18 protein-coding genes are annotated in these 23861 nt (G+C 60.0%); 11 read left to right on the plus strand and 7 right to left on the minus strand.

Annotation, left to right across the window (positions count from 1 at the left end; translation table 11 throughout):
• Positions 1–49 precede the first annotated feature (49 nt).
• From DTP52_RS14935 to DTP52_RS14955, 4 genes are all read right to left on the minus strand, one after another.
• Positions 50–1000, minus strand: coding sequence for a xanthine dehydrogenase family protein subunit M (locus DTP52_RS14935; protein ID WP_109754036.1), 951 nt, complete (start codon positions 998–1000; stop codon positions 50–52).
• A complete protein-coding gene (gene paoA / locus DTP52_RS14940) occupies positions 997–1665 on the minus strand; it encodes an aldehyde dehydrogenase iron-sulfur subunit PaoA (RefSeq protein ID WP_109754037.1) in 669 nt (222 codons plus the stop codon). Before paoA ends, DTP52_RS14935 begins: the two co-directional genes overlap by 4 nt.
• 445 nt (positions 1666–2110) lie before the next feature.
• A complete protein-coding gene (locus DTP52_RS31635) occupies positions 2111–2536 on the minus strand; it encodes a LysR substrate-binding domain-containing protein (RefSeq protein WP_109754038.1) in 426 nt (141 codons plus the stop codon).
• Positions 2537–2769: 233 nt separating this feature from the next.
• A complete protein-coding gene (locus DTP52_RS14955; RefSeq protein ID WP_109754039.1) occupies positions 2770–3684 on the minus strand; it encodes a LysR family transcriptional regulator in 915 nt (304 codons plus the stop codon).
• A gap of 257 nt (positions 3685–3941) precedes the next feature.
• Here DTP52_RS14955 and DTP52_RS14960 point away from each other — a divergent pair, with 257 nt between their 5' ends.
• From DTP52_RS14960 to pgm, 4 genes are all read left to right on the plus strand, one after another.
• Complete coding sequence (locus DTP52_RS14960) at positions 3942–4967, plus strand: zinc-dependent alcohol dehydrogenase family protein (protein ID WP_109754040.1); 1026 nt, start codon at positions 3942–3944, stop codon at positions 4965–4967.
• Positions 4968–5646: 679 nt separating this feature from the next.
• Positions 5647–7137: a hypothetical protein gene (locus DTP52_RS14965; RefSeq protein WP_109754041.1), complete on the plus strand. Its 1491-nt coding sequence runs from the start codon at positions 5647–5649 to the stop codon at positions 7135–7137.
• Between the two features lie 96 nt (positions 7138–7233).
• On the plus strand, positions 7234–8631 hold the full coding sequence (locus tag DTP52_RS14970) for a PLP-dependent aminotransferase family protein (protein ID WP_109754042.1): 1398 nt from the start codon (positions 7234–7236) through the stop codon (positions 8629–8631).
• Between the two features lie 91 nt (positions 8632–8722).
• On the plus strand, positions 8723–10369 hold the full coding sequence (gene pgm, locus DTP52_RS14975; protein WP_109754043.1) for a phosphoglucomutase (alpha-D-glucose-1,6-bisphosphate-dependent): 1647 nt from the start codon (positions 8723–8725) through the stop codon (positions 10367–10369).
• A 54-nt stretch (positions 10370–10423) separates the two neighbouring features.
• On the opposite strand, the gene DTP52_RS14980 is transcribed toward pgm, so the two are convergent.
• On the minus strand, positions 10424–11119 hold the full coding sequence (locus tag DTP52_RS14980; RefSeq protein WP_109754044.1) for a pirin family protein: 696 nt from the start codon (positions 11117–11119) through the stop codon (positions 10424–10426).
• Positions 11120–11356: 237 nt separating this feature from the next.
• On the opposite strand from DTP52_RS14980, the gene DTP52_RS14985 reads away from it, so the two are divergent.
• Positions 11357–13822 (plus strand): UvrD-helicase domain-containing protein, encoded by a 2466-nt coding sequence (locus DTP52_RS14985; protein ID WP_109754045.1) that lies wholly within the window; start codon positions 11357–11359, stop codon positions 13820–13822.
• 146 nt (positions 13823–13968) lie between these two features.
• Here DTP52_RS14985 and DTP52_RS14990 read toward each other — a convergent pair whose 3' ends face one another.
• Positions 13969–14247 carry a DUF1652 domain-containing protein gene (locus DTP52_RS14990; protein WP_003201764.1) on the minus strand — a complete coding sequence of 93 codons (279 nt, stop codon included), beginning with the start codon at positions 14245–14247 and terminating at the stop codon, positions 13969–13971.
• Positions 14248–14440: 193 nt separating this feature from the next.
• Positions 14441–15904: an MFS transporter gene (locus DTP52_RS14995; protein ID WP_109754046.1), complete on the minus strand. Its 1464-nt coding sequence runs from the start codon at positions 15902–15904 to the stop codon at positions 14441–14443.
• 127 nt (positions 15905–16031) lie between these two features.
• Between DTP52_RS14995 and DTP52_RS15000 the strand changes: the two genes are divergently transcribed.
• From DTP52_RS15000 to DTP52_RS15025, 6 genes are all read left to right on the plus strand, one after another.
• Positions 16032–16937: a LysR family transcriptional regulator gene (locus DTP52_RS15000; protein WP_109754047.1), complete on the plus strand. Its 906-nt coding sequence runs from the start codon at positions 16032–16034 to the stop codon at positions 16935–16937.
• A 333-nt stretch (positions 16938–17270) separates the two neighbouring features.
• Positions 17271–18728 carry a serralysin family metalloprotease gene (locus DTP52_RS15005; protein WP_109754048.1) on the plus strand — a complete coding sequence of 486 codons (1458 nt, stop codon included), beginning with the start codon at positions 17271–17273 and terminating at the stop codon, positions 18726–18728.
• Between the two features lie 71 nt (positions 18729–18799).
• Positions 18800–19222: an AprI/Inh family metalloprotease inhibitor gene (locus tag DTP52_RS15010; RefSeq protein ID WP_109754271.1), complete on the plus strand. Its 423-nt coding sequence runs from the start codon at positions 18800–18802 to the stop codon at positions 19220–19222.
• Between the two features lie 152 nt (positions 19223–19374).
• Positions 19375–21150, plus strand: coding sequence for a type I secretion system permease/ATPase (locus DTP52_RS15015; RefSeq protein WP_109754049.1), 1776 nt, complete (start codon positions 19375–19377; stop codon positions 21148–21150).
• Positions 21147–22481 (plus strand): HlyD family type I secretion periplasmic adaptor subunit, encoded by a 1335-nt coding sequence (locus DTP52_RS15020; protein WP_109754050.1) that lies wholly within the window; start codon positions 21147–21149, stop codon positions 22479–22481. The genes DTP52_RS15015 and DTP52_RS15020 overlap by 4 nt, the downstream gene beginning before the upstream one ends.
• Before the next feature lie 14 nt (positions 22482–22495).
• Positions 22496–23845 (plus strand): TolC family outer membrane protein, encoded by a 1350-nt coding sequence (locus DTP52_RS15025; protein ID WP_109754051.1) that lies wholly within the window; start codon positions 22496–22498, stop codon positions 23843–23845.
• The last annotated feature ends 16 nt before the right edge of the window (positions 23846–23861 follow it).

A 23861-nucleotide genomic window follows, 5' to 3' on the forward strand; every position in this document is an offset into this window, starting at 1 on the left:
GCTTACTCCTGGTCAATCGACCGCAGCCGTGCAATGTCGGTGATGTCGCTTAGGAAGATGCGGTGGAAAGCGCAAGGCCAATTGTCCGTTCCGCCAGTTTGATCTTGAAGGCGTTCTGCGCGGTAGGATTAGCGGCAGCCAGCAAATGTGTGGCTACGGCCTTCGCGCCATCAGGCAGATAAGCTTCGGCCTCTTCACTTCGCCAAGGCTTGTACGCCACGCCTCCCAGGGCGAGTTGCCCCGTCCGGTCTGGCAGTATGATCGCCGCGACAGAAACCAGCGCAAACGCGTAGGAGGTGCGGTCACGAACCTTGTAGTAGATATGCTCGCCCCCTAAAGGTTTAGGCAGCGTCACGGCAGTAATCAGTTCGCCGTTGTTCAGGATGTTCTCGATATGTGGGGTGGTCCCCGGTGCGCTGTAAAGGTCGGCGAGATCAATCGTTCTAACTTGGCCGTCCGAGTTGAGTGTTTCTACCCTTGCGCCCAATGCTCGCATCGCCACAGCCATGTCACTGGGATGGCTTGCAATGCAGGCATCGCTGACCCCGACGATCGCTTGTTGCCGACTGGCGCCACCGATTGCAGAGCAGCCGGCACCCGGACGCCGCTTATTGCAAGGCTGATTGGTATCGTAAAAGTAGGCGCACCGGGTGCGTTGCAATAGATTGCCTGCCGTTGTGGCTTTGTTGCGCAATTGCCCTGACGCTCCCGCGAGCAGCGCCTTGGATAGTACGGCATAGTCTCGACGCACCTGAGGCGCAGCAGCCAAGTCAGTGTTACGCACCATGGCGCCGATCCTTAGCCCGCCGTCCTCAGTCGGGGTGATTTCATCGAGCGCCAGTCCGTTTACATCTATCAGGTGCTGGGGGATTTCTATTTCCAGTTTCATCAAGTCGAGCAAATTAGTACCGCCGGCGATGAATCGGGCGCCCGGGTTATTGGCAACGGCATTAACTGCTTGCTGCAAAGAGGTGGCTCGTTCGTAAGTAAAGGATTTCATGCCTCATCTCCGGCTATCTCTTGAATGGCATCGACGATGTTGGAGTACGCCCCGCAACGGCAGATATTTCCACTCATGCGCTCGCGAATTTCAGTGGCTGTGACGGTGCTACTGGCGATCAAATCGCTGGTGACGTGGCTGGGTATGCCGGCCTTTATCTCTTCAAGCATCGCGACTGCCGAGCAAATCTGCCCAGGCGTGCAGTAACCGCATTGGTAGCCGTCGTGCTTGATGAATGCCGCTTGCAGAGGGTGCAGGTTGTCCGGCGTACCGAGCCCTTCAATGGTGGTGATGCTGTCACCTTCATGCATGACCGCAAGCGTGAGGCACGCGTTTATTCGTCGACCTTCTACGATCACCGTACAGGCACCGCACTGGCCGTGGTCACAACCCTTCTTGGTGCCGGTTAAATGCAGCCTTTCTCGAAGGACGTCCAGGAGCGTGCTGCGGTTGTCGACATCCAAGGCAACTCGCCGCTCGTTGAGGGTAAACGTCACATGACTGCCTGGTGGGCTCTGCGCTGCTGATTTCGTGTTGGCAGTCGCTTGGGCATCATCGACCTTCGCTAATACGGCCGTGACCGCAGTACCTGCGGTACCTATCAGCACTTGTCGTCGGGAGAGTTCTATCCCAGCTCCCGTTGCGGTGGGGGTTTTAGTGTTCATCAACGTCTCCATTCGCAGTAGGTGTTGCTGAAGCCGGTGTTCAGTGTGGGAGCCTATGGCACTAGGTTGCAGCTGATAACTGGCGTTTTCAGAATGAATCCGTGAGCAGCGCTCAGTAATCCAGGCCAAGGCCCCGCGTGGACAGGAACCGGACCTGCGGGCTATTACTCGGTGGCGGAAAAAGAACACCCAAATTGGCTGCACTTCTTCGAGATCTATGCAGATGAGGCGGCATATCGAAGCCGTATGGCGTCTGCACATTTTCAGAAGTACATGAAGACAATCCAGTCGACGATTCTGTCCAGAGTCTCAGTCGAAACCGAACCAGTTCAACTCAGCACTCGCGGGGTCGATGACCGATTCTTCATGAGTGTGTGGTCTGTAAGAGAGTGACGCTGAGCACATCAGTTTTACGCTCAGGAACGCAAGGCACCGGCACGTTTGTTCAACGCCGCAAGCGCAGTGCCCCAACGATCAGCGACAGTGCGGGCGAAGATTGGCGGTGGTTTGCGTAGAAGATATGAAGCCCAGGAACGCTCGGCGCCCAGTCATTGAGCACGACTTGCAGGTTACCGTTCTCGATGTAAGGCCGTGCTAGCTCTTCCGGTATATACGTCAGACCTGAACCTACACTCGCAGCTTCGATAGCTTGGTAGGTTCGAGTTGAACGTCCACGAACCCTGCGTACGCCCTTCAGAAATAGGGCCGATTGATATTTTCGTTCAAGCAGTTTCAGTCGCAGAGATGTAGCCGTCCGGCCAATACATATTCCATTGAAAAAATCGACCGGGGTTCTCGGGCTTCGGAACATTCTGGAAATCGCAAAGGAGTATTTCGAATTGATCCGCCGGGTTTTGACTTTGTTGGACATTCAGCCATTGATCGAAGTGGATCGGAGAGCGCTTGACGGCGGTTTGGGAACAGCGGCTTGTGATTTTTTCGACACGGGGGAATGTTACACCTTAGGTTGGGGGCATCCTTTTCAAACCATCTAAAGCATGCCCTCAGATGTGCCCCCAATGGCGCAATCCACTGGAAGTGAATGGAGCTCCATGGTTTCTGGAAAGGCAGAAATGATCAGCCGAACAGCCCACCCGACGACGCCTAAAGACTCTCAGGGTCGCCAAAAAACATCTGAATCCGCGAGCGCAACCAGCGTTCCCCCGGGTCATTGTCCTGGGATCCGCGCCAGGCCATGTGCAGTTCGAAGCTGCGCACCGGTATGGGCGGGTCTTCGGCGCGGACGCCGCCGGCGGCGGTCAGCGCGTCGGCGGTGTAGTCGGGCACGGTGGCGACGATGTCGGTGCCCGACAGCAGGGTGCTCAGGCCGTTGAACTGCGGTACGGCCAACACCACATGGCGCTTGCGGTCGAGTTTCGCCAGTTCTTCGTCGATGAAGCCGCTCAAGTCCCCTGCGAAGGAGACCAGGGCGTGGGGGCGAGCGCAGAATTCGTCCAGGGTCAGTCGGCCCGGCGCGGTGTCGGCCCGCAATACTTTGGGCAAGCTGCGGCGCAAGACCTTGCGCTTGGCGTTGGCCGGCAGGTCGTCGGTGTAGCTGACGCCGATGGAAATTTCACCGGAGGCCAGCAAGCTTGGCATCAAAATGTAGTTGACCCGGCGCACCACCAGCACAATGCCGGGCGCTTCAGCCCGCAGGCGCTTGAGCAGCATGGGCAGCAGGGCGAATTCGGCATCGTCCGACAGTCCAATGCGAAATACCGAGGTGCTGGTGGCCGGGTCGAATTCCGCCGCGCGGCTGACTGCCGTGGAAATCGAATCCAGGGCTGGGGAGAGCAGGGCGAAGATCTCGACTGCCCGGGCCGAAGGCTCCATGCTGCGGCCGGTGCGCACGAACAACGGGTCATCGAACAGGCTGCGCAGGCGCGACAGCGCGGCGCTGATGGCCGGTTGGCCCAAGAACAGCTTCTCGGCCGCGCGGGTCACGCTGCGTTCATGCATCAATGTTTCGAACACGATCAACAGGTTCAGATCGACACGCCGCAGGTCATTACGATTCATCTGGGGTCCTGGCAGATTCGGCAAGCTTGACGTGAGCGGCCATATGGGAACAATGGCCGGCATGAATCTTACGGGGAAAGGCTGGTACTCTGCACCGGCTAATTGCGTTTTCTTAGGTTAAGTCCTACAGGATTGGTTGGTTTTTCTTACTGCGGAATCAATGACAGGCATGTCGACTATTAATAGCCACTGATGGTCTTGGGTACAAAGCCCGGATAGAGTTCATGGCATTAGAGGTTACTTTGACGAGGTTTGCGATGTCCCGCACGATCCGTTTTCACAAGTTTGGTGGTGCCGAGGTGCTCAAATGCGAAGAGCATGCGGCGGCTCTTCCTGCGCCAGGAGAAGTGCAGGTCCGCGTCGAAGCGATCGGCATCAGTTGGTACGACACCTTGTGGCGCCAGAACCTGGCATCTTCCCAGGCACGCCTGCCTTCGGGCCTGGGCCATGAGATGGCCGGGGTAGTCACGGCTGTCGGCGATGGTGTCGATGATCTGGCCGTGGGCGACAAGGTCGCCAGCTTCCCTGCCGAGAGCCCGAACGATTATCCGGTGTACGGTGAAGTCATCGTGCTGCCACGCACCGCCCTGACCCGTTATCCCGACGTGCTCAGCCCCATCGAAGCTGCCGTGCATTACACGCCGCTGCTGATTGCGTACTTCGCCTACATGGACTTGGCGCGGGTCAAGCCGGGGCAATTCGCCCTGGTGACCGATGCCAGTCATTGCGCCGGTCCTTCCTTCGTACAACTGGGCAAGGCCCTGGGTGTGCGGGTGATCGCGGCCACCAAGACGGCTGACGAACGGGAGTACCTGTTGTCGCTGGGCGCCGAGAAGGTCATCGTTACCGAAGAACAGGACTTGCTGATGCAAATCAACAAGCTCACTGACAACCGCGGCGTCGATGTAGTCTTCGACGGCCTCGGCGGGCCGCAGATGTCGCTGCTCGGCGATGTATTGGCGCCTCGTGGCAGCCTGGTGCTGTATGGCTTGCAGGGCGGCAACCAGACACCGTTCCCAGCCTGCGCGGCGTTCCAGAAGAACATTCAGTTCTTTGTACACTGCATCGGCAATTTCACCGGCAAGCCGGAACTGGGCATCCTCCAGGACCATGTGGCTTTGCAACGAGCACTGCGGGATATCAATCAATTGACCGCCGATCGCGTGCTGTTGCCACTCAAGACTCGGGTCTTCCCGTTCTCCGAGTTCGTCGAGGCTCACCGTTACATGGGCGAGTGCCCTTGCCGTGAGCGCGTTGCCCTTCAGGTCGTCGACCCGGCCTGAACCCCCTGTCTTGCGCAAGAGTCATCACCTCGGCTCTTGCGCTGCCGTCCTGATCCCCATCCTTTCTTACGGCAGTTCCTGCCTGGCGGGGCTGCGTTCGTAGCTCGCCATTTCGCGCCCTGAATTGCCTGCCCCGGTTCGCTCAAAGACTGAGACGGTTTGTCGGCCAACATCTGAACTGGTTTTTGCCCTCAATCTGTATCTTCTAATCAGTGTTTAAGTCTTGATAATTGAACGCTGATTTCCATATCAAGGAAGAAGTCGTGGTGCGGTATAACTTTTTCGAAGGTCTTCAACCTTCAGGGCGCATTCAAAAGGCAACGGGCATTAATTGGTGCGAGGCTATCTATCGACCCTGGAGGAAACAGGGTGGGGTAGAGCATCAATTAAAGTTCGGCAAGTTCTTTATTTCTCGTGCTCATTATCTGTGGGACGTTGTCGGAATTCTCCTAGGACGCCCCGGCCAGCCGGCAAGAGCCCCGTTTTTAAAGGCTCCCGGCGGAGACCAGAAAGGGCGAAGGCCGACTCCCGGCATATGTGTCAAATAATTACGACAAGCGATGCTTGAGCGTATTGCTAATACTCTTTGAGTACTAGAACAACCCATCTAGACCAACACGTCGCGCAGTCACGTTGGTGCGGGTGCGACGCCGATAGTTGAATTTCCAGGTAAATGGCTATGAGTGCAATTCATGAGCAGGCAATGACTCACGTGTATCAACAGATATTGCAACGACTGTCGGGTTTTTATTCCCGGGCAGAACGTACCGCGTTGCAGCTTTTGATCCAGCGTTTAATTGTCGCCGCCGGAGGCATCGACCGGATTGGCGATTATCGGGTGTTGACGGTCCAGAACGGGAGCAGGGAGAGTTTTTATGTGCTGACCGCCTTGCGAGCAGCACAGCTGAGCATCGCCGGGCGGCATCCAGTGACCTTCGCCTTGCGCGTTGCCACGCCACGCCTGAGCGAGACCACCCAGGCGACGCTGGAAAACATCCACCGCTGCTACAGCGCGCTGTTTGTCTACGATGACCCCCGGGTCGAATTGCTGATGGCGGATAACCGCGAGGTGTTGCCGTTCAATCACCGGCAGCCCTTGTCGGTGGCGGGGCACGAAGCCAATCGCATGGACCTGCTGGTCCTGGGACACCTTCGTACGGCCGACAGCCCCCTGGAGATTGGCGATGACGGCTACCTGGCGATGGCCGAGTTCTACCGGCACATGGCCCGCTGGGAGTCTGGCGTGGATTCGTTGGTCAGCAGCGATACGCCGCGCCAGCAAAAACAATTCATATCGGGCCTGCGCCGCGCCACCCGCAAGATCGGCCTGCTGACCGACCACCCCTGCGGTTTCGACAACCTCTTTGCCCATCTCGACACCCTGGGCGGTGATGTCTACCGGCATTTCTATGGTCCGGATCGCCTCGATGCGTGGCGGCCCGAGGGCCATTTCGAGGCCTGCCGGCGAGTGGGCCACGTCGGCATCGACGACCTGATCGTCGATCGTTCGGAGGGGACCAACTGGCCGCTCTTCAACGAGTTCCTGCGGGTGCAGACCGAAGGTCTTGTCCCATCAGCGCCTGAAAACGAGTATCTCAGCCCGCTGCTATCGGCTCATTTGCATGGCCTGCAGGCCTGCTATCTGCAAGGTCGCAGCTATGAAACGGGCTACGGGGACTACGTGCAACGGGCGATCATGATCATGCATCGCAAGCAACTGCCGGAGCACGCCTGCGAACAGGCTCGGGCGCTGTTCGGCTCTCCGTCGTCGATTCCCGAGCGTCGTGCCTACGCCGCTCTCGAGGCGCAAAAGATCCTGGGGCTCAGCGAAACGCAATTGGTGTGCATGCTGTTCGCTCCCTTCGTGGGACAGGGCACTGGCCTTGAGCACTTTCTGCGTTGCTGCCATCCCGGCATGCTGGTAGCGATGCCGGACCTGCACAAGGCCATGCAGGGCGCGACCGTCGCCGATCAGATAGCGCAGTGGATGGTCGATGTCAGCGGCCTGCCCATCGACATCCTTGGCAAACTGTACCGGGCGAGTGCCTCCCTGCCGGAACAACCGGAAATTACCCCGAGCGACGATCTTCAGCAGGCCATTGACGACGTAGACACTGCAGAAGCCGAACCGGCCGTCGATGAGCGGCACGAACGCTCGGCAAGGCATTGAGGAACGAGGTTTGACTGACTCATCTACCTCGTTCCAAGTCGTTGCCCCCTGCGTTACGACAGGACTGGCCACGACCTGCGCTCCCGGCCTGAGCCGATGAAAGGCTGCCGGGAGACGGACTTCGCCTACCAGGCGGTTTATCGATACCTGACCACGCTGATCAACGAGCTGGAGGTGGATGCGCGGGTTCGTCTGCCGTCGCTGCGGCAACTTTCCGAACGTCTGAACGTGTCGATATCGACCATCCAGTACGCGTATTCGCTGCTGGAGAAGGAAGGGCGGGTCTATTCGATCGCCAAGTCCGGTTACTACGCACTACCCGCGCCCAGCATGACGACCCTGGACGGCGGTGACGATTTACTCGAGACCCTGTACGTCAACGCCCGACGGCCAGGTATGCAGGTGCTCAGTGCGGATGAACCGGCGTCGATGCAGCCATTGGACAGCCCGTTGTTGTTGCTCGAGCGCGAATTGCTGCGCCAGTACCCACGCTCACCGCAGGCGCCTTCGCAACCCTGGGGCGAGCTGGAGCTTCGCAACGCGCTGGCTGCCCGCTATACCTCCTCACCGGCCCGTTGCTGGAATGCCGATGACGTCTATATTGGCGCCGACCTGCGGGGCGCCCTGGAGATCCTGATCGCAGTGCTGGCCCTCAGGGGCGCCGTGGTGCTGATCGAATCACCCTGCGATTGGACAGTGCTGCGCCTGCTGCAGGCGGCGGAGGTCCACGTCATCGAATTGCCGCTACTGGCTGGCGGGGAAATCAATATCGAGCAGCTGGAACACCTGCTGCTGAGCGAAACGGTACGCCTGGTGGTGCTGTCTTCAGTCTTGAACATGCCCAGGGGCACGTTCGTTCCTGAAGAAAACCGTCGCGCCATCGCTCATCTGCTGGAGCGGCATGGCACTTGGGTGCTGGAGAACGATAGCCATACAGACCTGGTGTTCGAGGCTAGGGTTACACCTTTTCGAGACTTGCTCGACCCGGATCGGCTGATCGTCTATTCGACGTTCGAGAAAACCATCGGTCCGGAGGCGCCGTATGGCTACGTGTTGTCGCGCCAGTTGACCCTGCACCTGCAGCGACATTTCCTGCTGCGCGCGTTTCGTTTGTCGCCGATTCGCCAGAAAGCCATCGCCCGACTGTACAGCAATGGTCGGATCGACCAGCACTTGCTGGTCTTGCGGCGCTTGCTACGCGAAAGTGCAACTTCGACCACGCAATTGCTGCGCGAGCGGCTGGGGGACAGCCTGCAATGGGCAGAGCCCCAAGGTGGCGCGACAATCTGGATGCAGTCGACGCGACGGGTCGACTTGCGCAGGGTTTTCCATCGGCTGCTTGCCCAGCGCATCGTCATCGCGCCAGGGGAGCTGTTCAGCCTTCAGGGCCTGTATGGGCAACATATGCGCCTGACTCATGCCCTGAATGGGCCGCAGGACATGGACGCTGCGCTCTGCGCGCTGGCAGATGCCCTGAGGCTCGAACAATCGTAATCGGCGGCGATGGATCGAACCCATCGCGCCATGGTCGAACTGTCAGTAAACTGCACCCCATTTCCCGAGCCATTCCACTCAGAGGTTTTGCATGACAGTCAGTCCATTTGCGGGCAAGCCGGCACCGGCAGAGTTGCTGATCGATATCCCGCGACTGGTGACGGCCTATTACACCGGCCGGCCCGATGCTTCGGTTGCGACCCAGCGTGTGGCTTTTGGCACCTCCGGTCACCGTGGCAGTTCCTTTGACCTGGGCTTCAACGAGTGGCACGTGTTGGCAATCAGCCAAGCGATCTGCCTGTACCGCGAGGCCCAGGGCATTAACGGGCCATTGTTCGTCGGTATCGACACCCACGCGCTGTCGACCCCGGCCGGTGCCAGCGCGCTGGAAGTGTTCGCGGCCAACGGTGTGACCGTCATGATCGCCGAAGGTGATGAATACACCCCGACACCGGCGGTTTCCCACGCCATTCTCTGCTACAACCGTGGCCGCACCTCGGGCCTTGCGGACGGTATCGTCATCACGCCGTCCCACAACCCGCCGCAAAGTGGCGGCTACAAGTACAACCCTACCAACGGCGGCCCGGCCGACACCCACATCACCAAATGGATCGAAGCCAAGGCCAATGAACTGCTGGCCAACCAGCTCGCCGGCGTCAAGCGCGTCAGTTACGAGCAAGCCCTGAAGGCCGACACCACCCACCGTCACGACTACGTCAACACGTACGTGGCGGACCTGATCAATGTCATTGATTTCGATGCCATTCGCTCCGCCGGGCTGCACCTGGGCGTCGATCCGTTGGGTGGCGCAGGCGTGCGCTATTGGCCGGCCATTGCCGAGCACTACCGCCTGGACCTGGAAGTGGTGAACACCCACGTGGATTCCACTTTCCGCTTCATGACCGTCGACTGGGACGGACAGATCCGTATGGACCCGTCCTCCAGCCATGCGATGCAAGGGTTGATTGGTCTGAAGGAGCGCTTCGACGTGGCCTTCGCCTGCGATCCGGACCATGACCGCCATGGCATCGTGACGCCGTCCGGCGGCCTGTTGGCGCCGAACAATTACCTGGCGGTGTCCATCGACTACCTGTTCCAGAATCGCCCGCAATGGCGCGCCGATGCCGCCGTGGGCAAGACGGTGGTCAGCAGCGGCCTGATCGATCGTGTGGCCAAGCGCCTGGGTCGTCGTCTCTACGAAGTGCCGGTGGGCTTCAAGTGGTTTGCCGACGGGCTATTCGATGGCTCCCTGGGCTTCGGCGGCGAAGAAAGCGCCGGGGCTTCGTTCCTGCGCAAGGATGGCGGCGTCTGGAGTACCGACAAAGATGGCTTGATCCCGGCGTTGCTGGCCGCTGAAATGACCGCGCGCACCGGTCGCGACCCGAGCCAGGCCTACCGCGCCCTGACCGATGAGCTGGGCGAACCGTTCTCGGTACGCGTCGATGCCAAGGCCAGCCCGCAGCAGAAGGCGCTGTTGAGCAAGCTATCGCCCGATCAGGTGGCTTCCACCGAACTGGCCGGGGAGAAGATCCAGAATATCCTCAGTCATGCGCCGGGCAATGACCAGGCCATTGGCGGTTTGAAAGTCATGACCGAAAACGGCTGGTTCGCGGCGCGCCCATCCGGGACCGAGGATATCTACAAGATCTACGCCGAAAGCTTCATTGGCGATGCGCACCTCAAGCAATTGGTGGATGAGGCGCAAACGTTGGTGGATGGGGCTATAGCCAGCAAGTGATGTGGGCTTGTGGCTAGGGAGCTAGCTCCCTAACCACAAGAGCGGCCGCGCAGGTTAGGCGAGGTCTACGAGAACGATTTCGCTGTCTTCGATGGCGGTCACCTGCAACACCTGCTCGTCTTCAATCGCAACACCGTCTCGAGCTTTTGCGCGCAACCCATTGATTTCTATCAATCCAGTGGCCGGCACCAGATAGGCCCGACGTGCGGCGTCCAGTCGATATTCGGCACTTTCACCCGCCTTGAGATTGGCCGCTACCAGGCGCGCGTCGGCGCGAATGCGCAGGCTTTGGTCATCGCCGGCCTTGCCACTGGCCAAGGTCACGAAGCCTTCACGCGAATCCTTGGGAAATGGCTTGGCGCCCCAGGACGGTGCCAGGCCTTCCTCATTAGGAATGATCCATATCTGGAAAATACGCGTGGCCGTCGATTCCAGGTTGTACTCGCTGTGGGCAATCCCGGTGCCTGCGCTCATGACCTGCACATCACCAGCCTCTGTACGGCCCTGGTTGCCCAGATTGTCCTGGTGGGTGATCGCGCCTTCACGCACATAGGTGATGATTTCCATGTCCCGGTGCGGGTGTCGAGGAAAACCGCTGCCGGGGGCGATGACATCATCGTTCCAGACCCGCAAGTTGCCCCAGTGCATGCGCTGTGGGTCGTAGTACTCGGCGAACGAAAAATGGTGGTGGGCATCCAGCCAGCCGTGATTGGCGGCGCCCAAGGTGGCGAAGGGCCTGAGTTCGAGCATGTTCGTGTCCTTTTCCGCTGAGTGCGAAAACGATGGTTGATGGGGCTATTTTCGCCAAGGAAATCATCGATAAAAAGCTTAAAAAGCGCGTCAAAACCATCGTTTATTTAGATATAAAATCGCGAGCTCACTTTCACTTCATCACCTAAACCCATGACTTAAAAGCTTTTGGGTGGCACCTGGCGGCAAATACAGACACCATAGCCGTCATGGTTCATGAACACCGGAGTTCCCAGCGTGGCGCAACACACTCCCGATCTTCCCCCCGAGCTTTTATCCCTGGCCCAGATGCCGCTGTTCAAGCGCCTGGCCGCCCGATTCTTCGGCCATGGGCTGACGCGCCTGCGCGCCCAGCATCGAGCATCCTGGTTGCATGGCCAGGCCGACGGCTTTCGCAGCGGTCATACCGCCGGTTTTGACTATGGCTACAAGGAGGGCCGGGCCGAAGGGCTTGAGGAGGGGCGTCAGGTCCTGTTGATCCGTGATTCTCGCAGCACGGAGCATCCGGCACCGCAGGTCGATGACTTGCTGTTCGATGACTGGCACCTGCCGCTAACCGCCGAGCTGAAGAAGCGAATCAAGTCGGATGTCGCCCGATTGCTGCCGGCGCACGCGCAACCAAGTGCCGCGCAATGGAAGATGATTTTCAGCGACACGCCATCGACCTCGGTGGTCGCCGGGGCCGGTGCGGGCAAGTCCACGACCCTGGTGCTGCGCATTGTGCTGTTGTCTCATTACCTGGGTTTTGAACTGGACTCGATGACCGTGGTGACGTTTACCCGGGAATCGCGCAAGGATTTCATCCAGAAACTGATCGAAGTGTTTGGCCTGTGGGGACGAACCGTCAGCCTCAAGGAAGCCCGTGATCTGGTGCGTACGTTCCATTCACGTATCTTGCCTATGGTCCGCAGCCTGCCCGGGTTCGAACGGCTCCAGGCCTTCGAGACCCTGAGTCATCGTGCCGAAGCGGGTGACGATGATGCCCAGGGCAATCCGTTCGATTTACGCATCAACGACGCCCAACGCCAGCAGCTCAACGCCTGTTACTACAACCTTTATCAACGGGACGCGCGTTTTCGTGAGCTGATCCAGCCGTTGTCCCGCCACGCCCTGCAACTCAAGGAGCTGGAGCGTGATCATCCGGATGTGCAGAAACGGGTCGCGGTGACCGAGCTGGCAGCCCAGCGCGACGAAGAATTGTGTGACGCCATCGAAGACCTGTGGTTTCGCGCCGGTGCCTGGCCGATCAAGGGTATCGAGCCGAAGCGACAAACGTTTGAGATCAATGGGTCGACGTTCCACTGCCATGGCTACGCACCCTCCCTGGATGCCTGGGTGATACTGGGGTTCGATCCGCGGGAAGACGCACGCCTCAGTCGTCCAGGCGCCAAGTTGAGCATCCGTGCAGAATGGGCGGTAAAGCGAACCCTGTTTCAAGCTTTCTGCCGTAAGCCACTGATATGGCTTGAAAGTTATGAGGCTTCAAAGCGTGTATTGGCTTCGATGGCCGGCGATGCCAGCGCAGGGCCGGGATTCGATTACAAGGTCAAGGGCGAGTTGGGTTCAGCGCCATTGCTGGACTGTTTTGTCGCGGCGGCAGGCTTTATCGAGAACCTTGGCCTGGACGTCCCGGATGCCGTGGGCCGGATGTCCTTCGCCCAGGACGACCCCGATCGGTATTTCTTCGAGGCGTTGAGTCGCTACTGGCGGGCGTTCGAAGATCATCTGCTCGATCAATCCCCGCCGGTCATGACCTATAACCGTATGTTCGCGCTGTTCAGCGAGCACTCGCCGGAAAATTTCAAGTTGCTGGGCGATGCGTTGCTCAGGCCGCTTTCGCACCTGATGATCGACGAGTTCCAGGACGTGTCACCGCAGATCGTCTCCTGGCTTCGAGCCAGTCTTCGGGAAATCCGCCGTCGTGGTGCAGCGATGCACGTGGGGCGTGGCGCCCAGCGTTCTTCCTTGTTGTGTGTCGGGGACGATTGGCAATCGATCTACGGCTGGCGCGGCAGTTCACCGAGCTATTTCATGGCGTTCAACAAGCAATTCCCGTCGCCGACGACGACCCGGGTCATGCTCACCGACAACTATCGCAGCCACCAGCACATCATCGACGCGGCTGAACACATCGTGCGCGCCGCTGCGGCTATTCCTGGCAAAAAAGCCAAGGCCAGCGGCAGGGCTCGCTCGCTGAGTCCGGTCAACGTGCTGGATCGAGACGACGAAGGGCTGGCGCTGCGGCTGGAAGAGCACTATCGCAAGGGCGATTCGATCTTGATGTTGTATCGAAAAAGTAGCGATAAATTATTGATAGAAAAGCATATTCAACCAATAGTTAATGTGGATTCTAGCTTGCCGTACGATGCACGACGGATCCGGCAAATGACTTACCACAGTGCCAAGGGGCTGCAGGCCGATGCGGTGTTCCTGTTGGGTGACTGTCAGCACTTGAGCAGTTCTCCCTACAAGAACCAGGTCTATCGAATGGCTGGGCTGGGCCAGGATGGAGATGCCGAACCTTACGACACGGCGCAAAAGGACGAGATCCTGCGTTTGGCGTATGTGGGGATCACTCGTGCGGTGCAGCATTGCTACTGGTATGTCGATGGGCAGGATGGCCAGGCGGCCAATGGGCCCAAGGCTTCGGATCGTGTTGCTGCGGACAAGGCCTTTTTTGCTGACCATCGTCGTAAAGGATAAGGGGGCTGTTTCCAGGTATGGGTATGGTGTGTATATCCGTTTCTTCGGTAACAGATATGTACCAATCCATCCAAAAAAAACGGCACCTTCCATAAAAAATGGGAGGCGCCGCCTTCACGTATGCTCAAGCTACCAGTATTTCCCTGTCAGGAAGCAAACCGCCGCAACCCCACCGGTGGCACAAAGGCTTCCAGCTCGGCCTCTACCGCCTCGATTATTCGTTCCACATCCGGCGCATTCATCACGGTCGCGCAGGGAATGCCCGCAATGGCGATCATGGTCTCGCCGCTGGCACGGTCAAACAGCCGGGCAACCATACTGCCAGGCGCATCCATGCTCGCTTCGAAGCCCATGGGATGGAAGTGCCAGCGCATCAACTGGCAAGCGTTGGGGAACGTAACCTTGCTGAAAGAACCTTTATTCATGTGTTGCCCGCCTTCTTCAATCGAGCGCTTCCTTTTGCTCAGGTCAGGAAGGAAGAGCCATCATGGCTCTACCAGTGAGAACTAAAAATAGCACCTGAAAATGAACCTCATGTGGATTTTTTCAGTCCGTTTTGCGATTGGTTCATTTTTTTTGATCTGGATCACGACTTAAGCGGCAATGTTCAGAATGCCATCACGCTTGGCCAGGGTTGTCCCGGGGCTCGGGTAATGGCTCTGGTACGCGGCATTTCCAGGCGATGCCCAGGGCCAGGGCTACCATCGCCAGGGCGACGGCGAAGGTCGTGTGCAGACCCTTCGTCACTGCCTCCGCACCGGCACGGGAGATGTCATTCGTCGCTACCGCAGTCGCAAACACGGCGCCAAGCACGCAAGCTCCGGTGAAGAACCCCAGGTTGCGCGACAGGTTCAGCAGCCCGGCGATGACGCCTCGGCTCTGGGCCGCCACATCGGCCATGACTGCCGTGTTGTTGGCCGTCTGGAAGAACGCGTAGCCCAGGGTCGTCACCACGATGGCCATGATGTAACCGAAAATACCAAGGGCAGGGGGAACCAGTGACAGCATCAGGCAGCCGAGGGCCATGGTCGCCAGGCCGGCGAGTCGCATGGGTATTACGCCGAAGCGATCCGCCAGGTGACCGGCAGGGACTCCCGCCAGCGCCGCGACGGCTGGCCCGGCCGCCAGCACCAGTCCGACGAGGGCTGCAGGCAGTCCGAGGGCGATGGACAAGTAAAATGGCCCGACCAGCAGCGTCGCCATCATGACCGTCGCGACCAGGGCGCTGGTCGCCAGGCCAGAGACCAGCAACCGGTCGCGAAAGACGACCAAGGGAATCAGCGGCGACACCGCCCGGGACTGGGCCCGAATGAACAGCCCGCCGCTCAGGAGCGCGATCAGCAGCAGGGCGACATTCAACCCGCCAAAACTCCCGCGCCCGGAGGTCATGGCCAGGGCATAGGCGGCAAGCGTTATCGCCAACAGCAATGTCCCGGTTACATCGAAGCGTTTTCCTTCGGTTTTCGGTGGCACTTGCCGCACCGGCAGCGAGTACCACGCCAGCCCCAGCGTCAGCAGGCCGAGGGGGAGATTGACCAGGAACAAGGCCTGCCAGCCGAACCCGCCGATCAACATGCCGCCAAAGGACGGTCCAAGGGCCGTGCCCACCGCCGACAGCGTTGCCAGCAACCCCATGGCGCTGCCGGTTTTTTCCTGGGCGACCGTTTCACCGACCAGGGCCAGGGTCAGCGTCATCATGATCGCGGCTCCCAAGCCTTGCAGCGCCCGACCTGTAATCAGCCACCAAAGCGAGGGCGCCAGGCCGCATACCGCCGAGGCCAGGGTGAACAGGACGATACCGCCCAATAGCAGCTTGCGCCGGCCCATCAGGTCCCCCAAGCGGCCGACACTGACAATCAGCGTGGTGATTGCCAGCAGATAAGCCAGCACTACCCATTGCACTTGCTGGAAGGAGGCATCGAGTGCCTGGGCCAGCGTGGGCAGGGCCACCGCGGCCACGCTGGCGCCAAGGGACGCGAGCAGCGTCGAAAGCGCAAGGCTGGCCAGGGCCCAACGAGGTGACAGGTGTCGGTGTGCGGGCGCGGTTGTCTGCCGGTTTTGTTGCGTATTGACGGGTCTCATGGGGTTACCTGTATCCGTGGCGCTCGAAACGGAGCTGTCAGAACGTTACGCCTGGGCATAACATGGCGGAAGACGCAGCATTTGCATGTTATAGCTGCACCAAACGCCATCTCTGCGAGATCCAACTATGTCCTCGCCCGACCTCAATTTGCTCGTCACCCTCGACGTGTTGCTCTCGGAAGGCAGCGTGGCCCGGGCCGCCCGGCGCTTGCGGCTCAGCCCGTCGGCCATGAGCCGGGCGCTGGCAAGGCTGCGTGAAACCACCGGCGACCCACTGTTGGTGCGGGCCGGGCGAGGGCTGGTGCCGACACCTCGTGCGTTGGCGTTGCGCGAACAGGTCAGCGACTTGGTACAGCAGGCCCAGGCCGTGCTGCGGCCAGTGACGACACCGGATCTTGGACGCTTGAACCGTACCTTCACGTTGCGAACCCGTGAGGGGTTCGTGGAAAACTTTGCCATCGACCTGATCAGCCGCATCCGCGAGCAAGCCCCCGGCGTGCGGCTGCGTTTCGTGGAAAAGACCGATCGGGACAGCACGGCGCTTCGCGAAGGTACCGTGGACCTGGAGACCGCCGTCGTGGACAAGGACACCAGTCCGGAGCTGCGTACCCAGGCGTTGTTCAGCGACCGCTTGATTGGTGTTGTGCGTGCGGGGCACCCGTTGAGCCAGGCGGCGGTGAGCGCTGCGGGTTATGCGGCGGGCGGGCATGTGGGCGTCTCCATGCGCGGCCTGGATCATGGCCTCATCGACCAGGCCTTGGCGGTATTGAACCTGTCTCGGGAAATCGTCACCACCGTGCCAGGTTTTTCCTCGGCGCTGGGGTTGGCCCGCTCAAGCGAGCTGATTGCCAGCGTGCCTGAACGCTACACCGCGAGCCTGCGGGTCGGCCTGCACAGTTTTGTGCTGCCGTTTCCGGTGCCTGAATTCACGATCGCCATGCTCTGGCATCCGCGGATGGACGCCGATCCTGTGCATCGCTGGCTTCGGGGCTGCCTGCGGGAAGTATGCGCGCGTAAAACCGTTAAGGTTTAGTAGATATTAATTAATAGCATTTCGCTGGCACTTAGTTGGCGAAAGTGCGACGCCGTCCGCAATTGGCTAGTTATCGTTATTTAATATTTAAATAGAATTTTGTCTGACAATCCGCAACTCGGACAGTTGAGCATGCGCACTAAGCAGGGAGAAACCTATTGTTTATTGGCGTTAAGGGGCAGGGCGTGAAATTGAACGAAAAAAATGACTAGACGTTTGATTTCCAATTGTGTCAGGTTTCTTACGTCCTCATTGGGCGAGTGATAGGACGATCTCGCCAGAGATCGTCTGTCTGACTAAAACTGTTCCATTAGCAAACAAGGAAGTGTGTTTATGTCGAAAGTCAAAAGCAGTGCTATTGATTCTGCCGAACAACTCCTCTGGGCGCCGCAATCATTGGCGGCACCCAGTAATGCTTTCAACCAGATCAATAGTTTCAGCCACCAATACGACCGCGGTGGTAACCTGACCGTCAACGGCAAACCGTCATACTCCGTCGACGAGGCGGCCACTCAATTGCTGCGAGACGGCGCGGCTTACCAGGACCGGGACGGCAGCGGCAAGATCGAGCTGACCTACACCTTCCTGACTTCCGCCTCTTCCAGCACCATGAACAAGCATGGGATCAGCGGCTTCAGCCAGTTCAGCGCGCAGCAGAAAGGCCAGGCCGCCCTGGCCATGCAATCCTGGGCGGACGTGGCCAATGTCACCTTCACCGAAAAAGCCAGCGGTGGCGACGCTCACATGACCTTCGGCAACTACAGCGGCGGCCAGGATGGCGCGGCGGCGTTCGCTTATCTGCCGGGCACTGGTGCCGGCTATGACGGGACCTCCTGGTACCTGATCAACAGCAGCTACACCCAGAACAAAACCCCGGACTTGAACAACTACGGCCGCCAGACCCTGACCCACGAAATCGGTCATACCCTCGGCCTGGCCCACCCAGGCGACTACAACGCTGGCGAAGGCAGCCCGACCTACGATGACGCCACGTATGGCCAGGACACCCGTGGCTACAGCGTCATGAGCTACTGGAGCGAAAGCAATACCAGCCAGAACTTCAGCAAGGGCGGCGTCGAAGCCTATGCCTCCGGTCCGCTGATGGATGACATCGCGGCCATCCAGAAACTCTACGGTGCCAACACCACGACCCGTACCGGCGATTCGACCTACGGTTTCAACTCCAACACCGGGCGCGATTTTCTCAGCGCGTCTTCGTCGTCGGACAAAGTGGTGTTTTCGGTATGGGACGCCGGCGGCCGCGACACCCTGGATTTCTCCGGCTTCACCCAGAACCAGAAAATCAATCTCAATGACGCCTCGTTCTCCGACGTTGGCGGTATGGTGGGCAACGTGTCCATCGCCAAGGGTGCAGTCATCGAAAACGCCATCGGCGGCTCGGGCAGCGATCTGCTGATCGGCAACGCGGTGGCCAACGAGCTCAAGGGCGGTGCTGGCAACGATATCCTCTGGGGCGCCGGTGGTGCAGACAAACTCTGGGGCGGTTCGGGTTCGGACACCTTCGTGTTCGCCGCCAGTTCCGATTCGCGGCCGGGGGCGACGGACCAGATCCTCGATTTCGTCAGCGGCCTGGACAAGATCGACCTGACCGGTATCACCAAGGGCGCAGGCCTGCACTTTGTGAGCGCGTTCACCGGTGCGGCGGGCGATGCGGTGTTGTCGACATCGGGCGGCAACAGCCTGCTGTCGGTGGATTTCTCCGGGCAAGGCGTGGCGGATTTCCTGGTCAGCACCGTGGGCCAGGCAGCGGTCTCGGATATCGTGGCCTGATGTCCATGTCCCGTGGGGGCGGATGCTCCTGCGGGATCCCCGCCAGGATGAAAGCTATGCGTAGAAAATTCATGCCCAGTAGCGTCCAGGCAATCGCCGGGTTATTCGCTACGCTGATGATGTTTTGTGGAGAAAACGCCATGGCGCGCAGCCTGTTGTTAGTTGAACCCTCGCAGTTGGCCGGTCAGTGGCAGGCCGTTTTGTCGAGCCCGCAGGACAATGCGCAAACCCAGGCGATGCAGGACAAACCGTCCAACAGTTGCCTCGTCGAACTCAAGTTGGACCAGACCTTGGGTGGGCAAACCGATTGCCTGGGCCACTGGTTGGGGGATGAACCGGTGCGTTGGTTCACCGAACCCGACGGTCTTTCCCTGATTGGCAGGCAAGACTCCAGGACTCACCTGGGGCTGCGCCAGGGCGATCATTATCAAATGACGTTGAAGTCCGGTTTGATACTCAGGCTTGAACGGAATAAGTCCCAGAGCGCTCATTAACGAGTGAGTACAGTTGAGCCGTGATCGAAGCACGTTTGTTTAAATGCACGCGTGTCTCGATACGCGTTTGGCTGTGGGCCAGAACAATAATTGAAGATTGGTAAGTTGAACTAATGGCCGGTTCGCTGGCGAAGCCAACAGCAAGGAAGATCATGAATAGGGCAAGGAGCGCTGCCGCGGTGCCGCTGTTTAAAGCGCTGGGTGATTATAAAAACATTCTGATCAGTGTCGGTTGTTTTACCGCGCTGATTAACGTCCTGATGCTTGCGCCTTCGATTTATATGCTCCAAGTGTATGATCGCGGGTTGTCATCGCAGAACGAGACCACGCTGGCCATGTTGTCATTGATGGTAGTGGGCTTCTTCGTGTTCATCGGGCTGCTGGAAATGGTCCGCAGCTTCGTGGTCATCCGCATTGGCAGTCAGTTGGAGAGACGCCTCAATCTCCAGGTGTACAAGGCCGCGTTCGAGCGCAATCTGCGCCAAGGTGAAGGCAACGCCGGGCAATCCCTGGGCGACCTCACGCATATTCGTCAATTCCTCACCGGGCCGGCGCTGTTCGCTTTCTTCGACGCGCCGTGGTTTCCCATCTATCTGCTGGTGATCTATCTGTTCAACGTCTGGCTCGGCGTGTTCGCCTCCGTTGGCACGCTGCTGCTGATCGGCCTGGCCTGCTTGAACGAAGCCATGACCAAAAAAGCCCTGGGGCAAGCCAGTGTCTACTCGCAACAGTCCAGCCAACTGGCGACCAGCCACTTGCATAACGCCGAGACGATCCAGGCCATGGGCATGCTCGGGGCGCTGCGCGGTCGCTGGTTCGCCGTGCATTCACGGTTTCTCGGCCTGCAGAACCAGGCCAGCGACACTGGCGCAGTGATCAGTTCCTTGAGCAAGACCCTGCGCCTGTGCCTGCAATCACTGGTGCTGGGCTTGGGCGCACTGTTGGTGATCAAGGGTGACATGACCGCCGGGATGATGATTGCCGGGTCGATCCTGATGGGGCGGGTACTGAGCCCCATCGACCAGTTGATCGCCGTGTGGAAGCAGTGGAGCGGCGCCAAACTGGCTTACCGTCGTCTCGACGCGCTGTTGCAGGCGTTTGCGCCCCAGGACGATGGCATGACGCTGCCATCGCCCAAGGGCCAGGTGAGTTTCGAACACGTCAGTGCCGGGCCGCCAGGACAACGCAACGCGACACTGCAACAGGTCAGCTTCAGCCTGGCCGCGGGGGAAGTGCTGGGTGTGCTGGGGGCGTCCGGTTCCGGCAAGTCCACCCTGGCCCGGGTACTGGTGGGTGTGTGGCCGACCCTGGCGGGTACGGTACGCCTCGACGGGGCCGACATTCATCGCTGGAATCGTGACCAACTCGGCCCGCACATCGGCTATCTGCCCCAGGACATCGAGCTGTTCAGCGGCAGCATCGCCGAGAACATCGCCCGGTTTCGCCAAGCCGACCCGCAAAAAATCGTCGCCGCCGCGCAACAGGCCGGTGTCCATGAACTGATCCTGCGCCTGCCCCAGGGCTACGACACGGTGCTGGGGGAGGACGGCGGTGGTTTGTCGGGCGGGCAGAAACAACGGGTTGCGCTGGCCCGGGCGATGTATGACCGGCCGAGCCTGGTGGTACTCGACGAGCCCAACTCCAACCTCGATACGGTCGGCGAAGCGGCGCTGGCCAGCGGCATCGCCCAGATGAAAGCCCAGGGCACCAGCGTCGTGCTGGTCACCCATCGCTCCTCGGCACTGGCCCAGGCTGACAAGCTGCTGGTGCTCAACGAAGGCCGGCTCCAGGCCTTCGGGCCGAGCCAGGAAGTATTGCGGGCTTTGTCCGGGCAGTCGGAATCCCAACGGGACAAACCCCAGGCAGCCCCCAACGGACTGAGCATGAGCCGTCAGTACCAGGCCGCCAGCAAACCCGGTGGCGTATGAGCAAGGATCGCGACATGAATCTGGAACAGTCTCACGACTTCGTGCGCCCGGAGCGCGACGCCGGTTTTTTTACCCGCCTGGGTTGGGCCTTGGCGCTGATTGGCGCGGGTAGTTTTTTCACATGGGCCAGCCTGGCACCGCTGGACCAGGGCATCCCCGTGCAAGGCACCGTAGTGGTTTCAGGCAAGCGCAAGGCAGTGCAATCGATGAGCAGCGGCGTGGTCAGCCGGATCCTGGTGCGTGAAGGCGAGGCGGTGAAGCAGGGCCAGCCGCTGTTTCGCCTGGACCAGACCCAGGCTGCAGCCGATGTGCAATCGCTGCAGGCGCAGTACCGGATGACCTGGGCCAGCCTGGCACGCTGGCAAAGCGAGCGGGACAACCTGCTGCAGGTGAGTTTCCCGGCTGAGTTGAGCCGCGATCCCGATCCAGGCCTGGCCCTGGTGCTCGAAGGCCAGCGACAACTGTTCAGCAGCCGCCGCGAAGCCTTCGCTCGGGAGCAGGCAGCGTTGCGCGCCAGCATCGAAGGGGCTACGGCGCAGTTGGCGGGCATGCGCCGGGCCCGCAGCGACTTGACCGCCCAGGCTGAATCCCTGCGCCTGCAACTGGGCAACCTGCAGCCCTTGGCGGACAACGGCTACATCCCGCGCAACCGGCTGCTGGACTATCAACGCCAACTGTCGCAAGTACAGCAGGAACTGGCGCAGAACAGCGGCGAAAGCGGGCGTGTGGAGCAGGGGATCGTCGAGTCGCGCCTGAAGTTGCAGCAACATAACGAGGAATACCAGAAAGAGGTGCGCAGCCAGTTGGCCGACGCCCAGCTCAAGAGCGAAACCCTGCAACAGCAACTCAAATCCGCCGGGTTCGAGTTGCAACACAGCGAAATCCTCGCCACTGCCGACGGCATTGCCGTGAACCTGGGGGTGCACACCGAAGGCGCGGTGGTGCGCCAGGGCGACACCCTGCTGGAAATCGTGCCCCAGGGCACGCGGCTGGAGGTGGAAGGGCACCTGCCGGTTCACCTGATCGACAAGGTCGGCCCGCATTTGCCGGTGGACATTCTGTTTACCGCCTTCAACCAGAACCGTACGCCAAGGGTGCCAGGGGAAGTCAGCCTGGTGTCCGCCGACCAGATGCTCGATGAGAAGACCGGTGCGCCGTATTACGTGCTGCGCAGCAGCGTCAGCGACGTGGCGATGGACAAGCTCAACGGCCTGGTGATCAAGCCCGGCATGCCGGCCGAGATGTTCGTGCGCACGGGCGAGCGCTCGTTGCTCAACTACCTGTTCAAACCGCTGCTCGACCGAGCCGGCTCTGCGTTGACCGAAGAATAAGGATGTCCGGCGGTATGAAGCGTTTCTATTGGGTGGCCGTGCTGGCCGTTTGTGCGTGCAACACCGCCTGGGCCATGGGGCCCTTCGAGTTCTATGAGCAGGCCCTGCGCAATGACCCGGTCTACCTGGGCGCGATCAAGGAGCGCGATGCGGGCCTGGAGAACCGCGCCATTGGCCGCGCCGGGCTGTTGCCGCACTTGGGCTACAGCTACAACAAGGGGCGCAACCAATCCAAGGTCACTTATCTCAACGACCGTGGCGCGAGCCAGCATGACGATCGCAACTACAGCAGCTACGGCTCCAGCCTGACACTGCAACAACCCCTGCTGGACTACGAGGCGTACGCCGCCTACCGAAAGGGCGTGGCCCAAGCGTTGTTCGCCGACGAAAGTTTTCGGGGCAAGAGCCAGGAACTGCTGGTGCGGGTGCTGAGCCATTACACCCAGGCACTGTTCGCCCAGGACCAGATCGACATTGCCCAGGCCAAGAAAAAAGCCTTCGAGCAGCAATTCCATCAGAACGAGCATTTGTTTCGCCAGGGCGAAGGCACGCGTACCGACATCCTTGAGGCGCAGGCGCGCTACGAACTGGCAATCGCAGAAGAGATCGAGGCGCGCGATGAGCAAGACGCCGCCTTGCGCGAGCTGGGCTCGCTGATTGGCGTCCCGGCCCTGGATATCGGCGACCTGGCCCCTTTGCACGACACGTTCCAGACCTTTGCCTTGCAGCCGGCCAGCTTCGATACCTGGCATGAATTGGCGGTGAGCAATAACCCCAACCTGGCGTCCCAGCGCCAAGCGGTGGACGTGGCGCGTTTCGAGGTCGAGCGCAACCGCGCCGGCCACCTGCCCAAGGTCAGTGCCTACGCGACAATGCGCCAGAACGAGTCGGAAAGTGGCAACACCTACAACCAGCGTTACGACACCAACACCATCGGCCTGGAAGTCAGCGTGCCGCTGTACGCCGGCGGCGGGGTCTCGGCGTCGACCCGCCAGGCCAGCCGCAACATGGAACAGGCCGAGTACGAGCTGGATGCCAAGACCCGTGAGACGCTGATCGAACTGCGCCGTCAGTTCAGCGCCTGCGTCTCGGGTGTGAACAAGCTGCGCGCCTATCAGAAGGCCCTGAGTTCCGCCGAAGCACTGGTGATATCCACCCGGCAAAGCATTCTTGGTGGCGAGCGGGTCAACCTCGATGCGCTCAATGCCGAGCAACAGCTCTACACCACCCGCCGCGACCTGGCCCAGGCCCGCTACGACTACCTCATGGCCTGGACCAAGTTGCATTACTACGCCGGCACCCTCGGCCCGCAGGACCTGGCGAAGGTGGATGAGGCGTTTGTATCCCGGGCAGGTACTCAATGACTGACCGGTAGATGTT

Source organism: Pseudomonas sp. 43mfcvi1.1 (genome assembly GCF_900115935.1).
GTDB lineage: Bacteria > Pseudomonadota > Gammaproteobacteria > Pseudomonadales > Pseudomonadaceae > Aquipseudomonas > Aquipseudomonas bijieensis.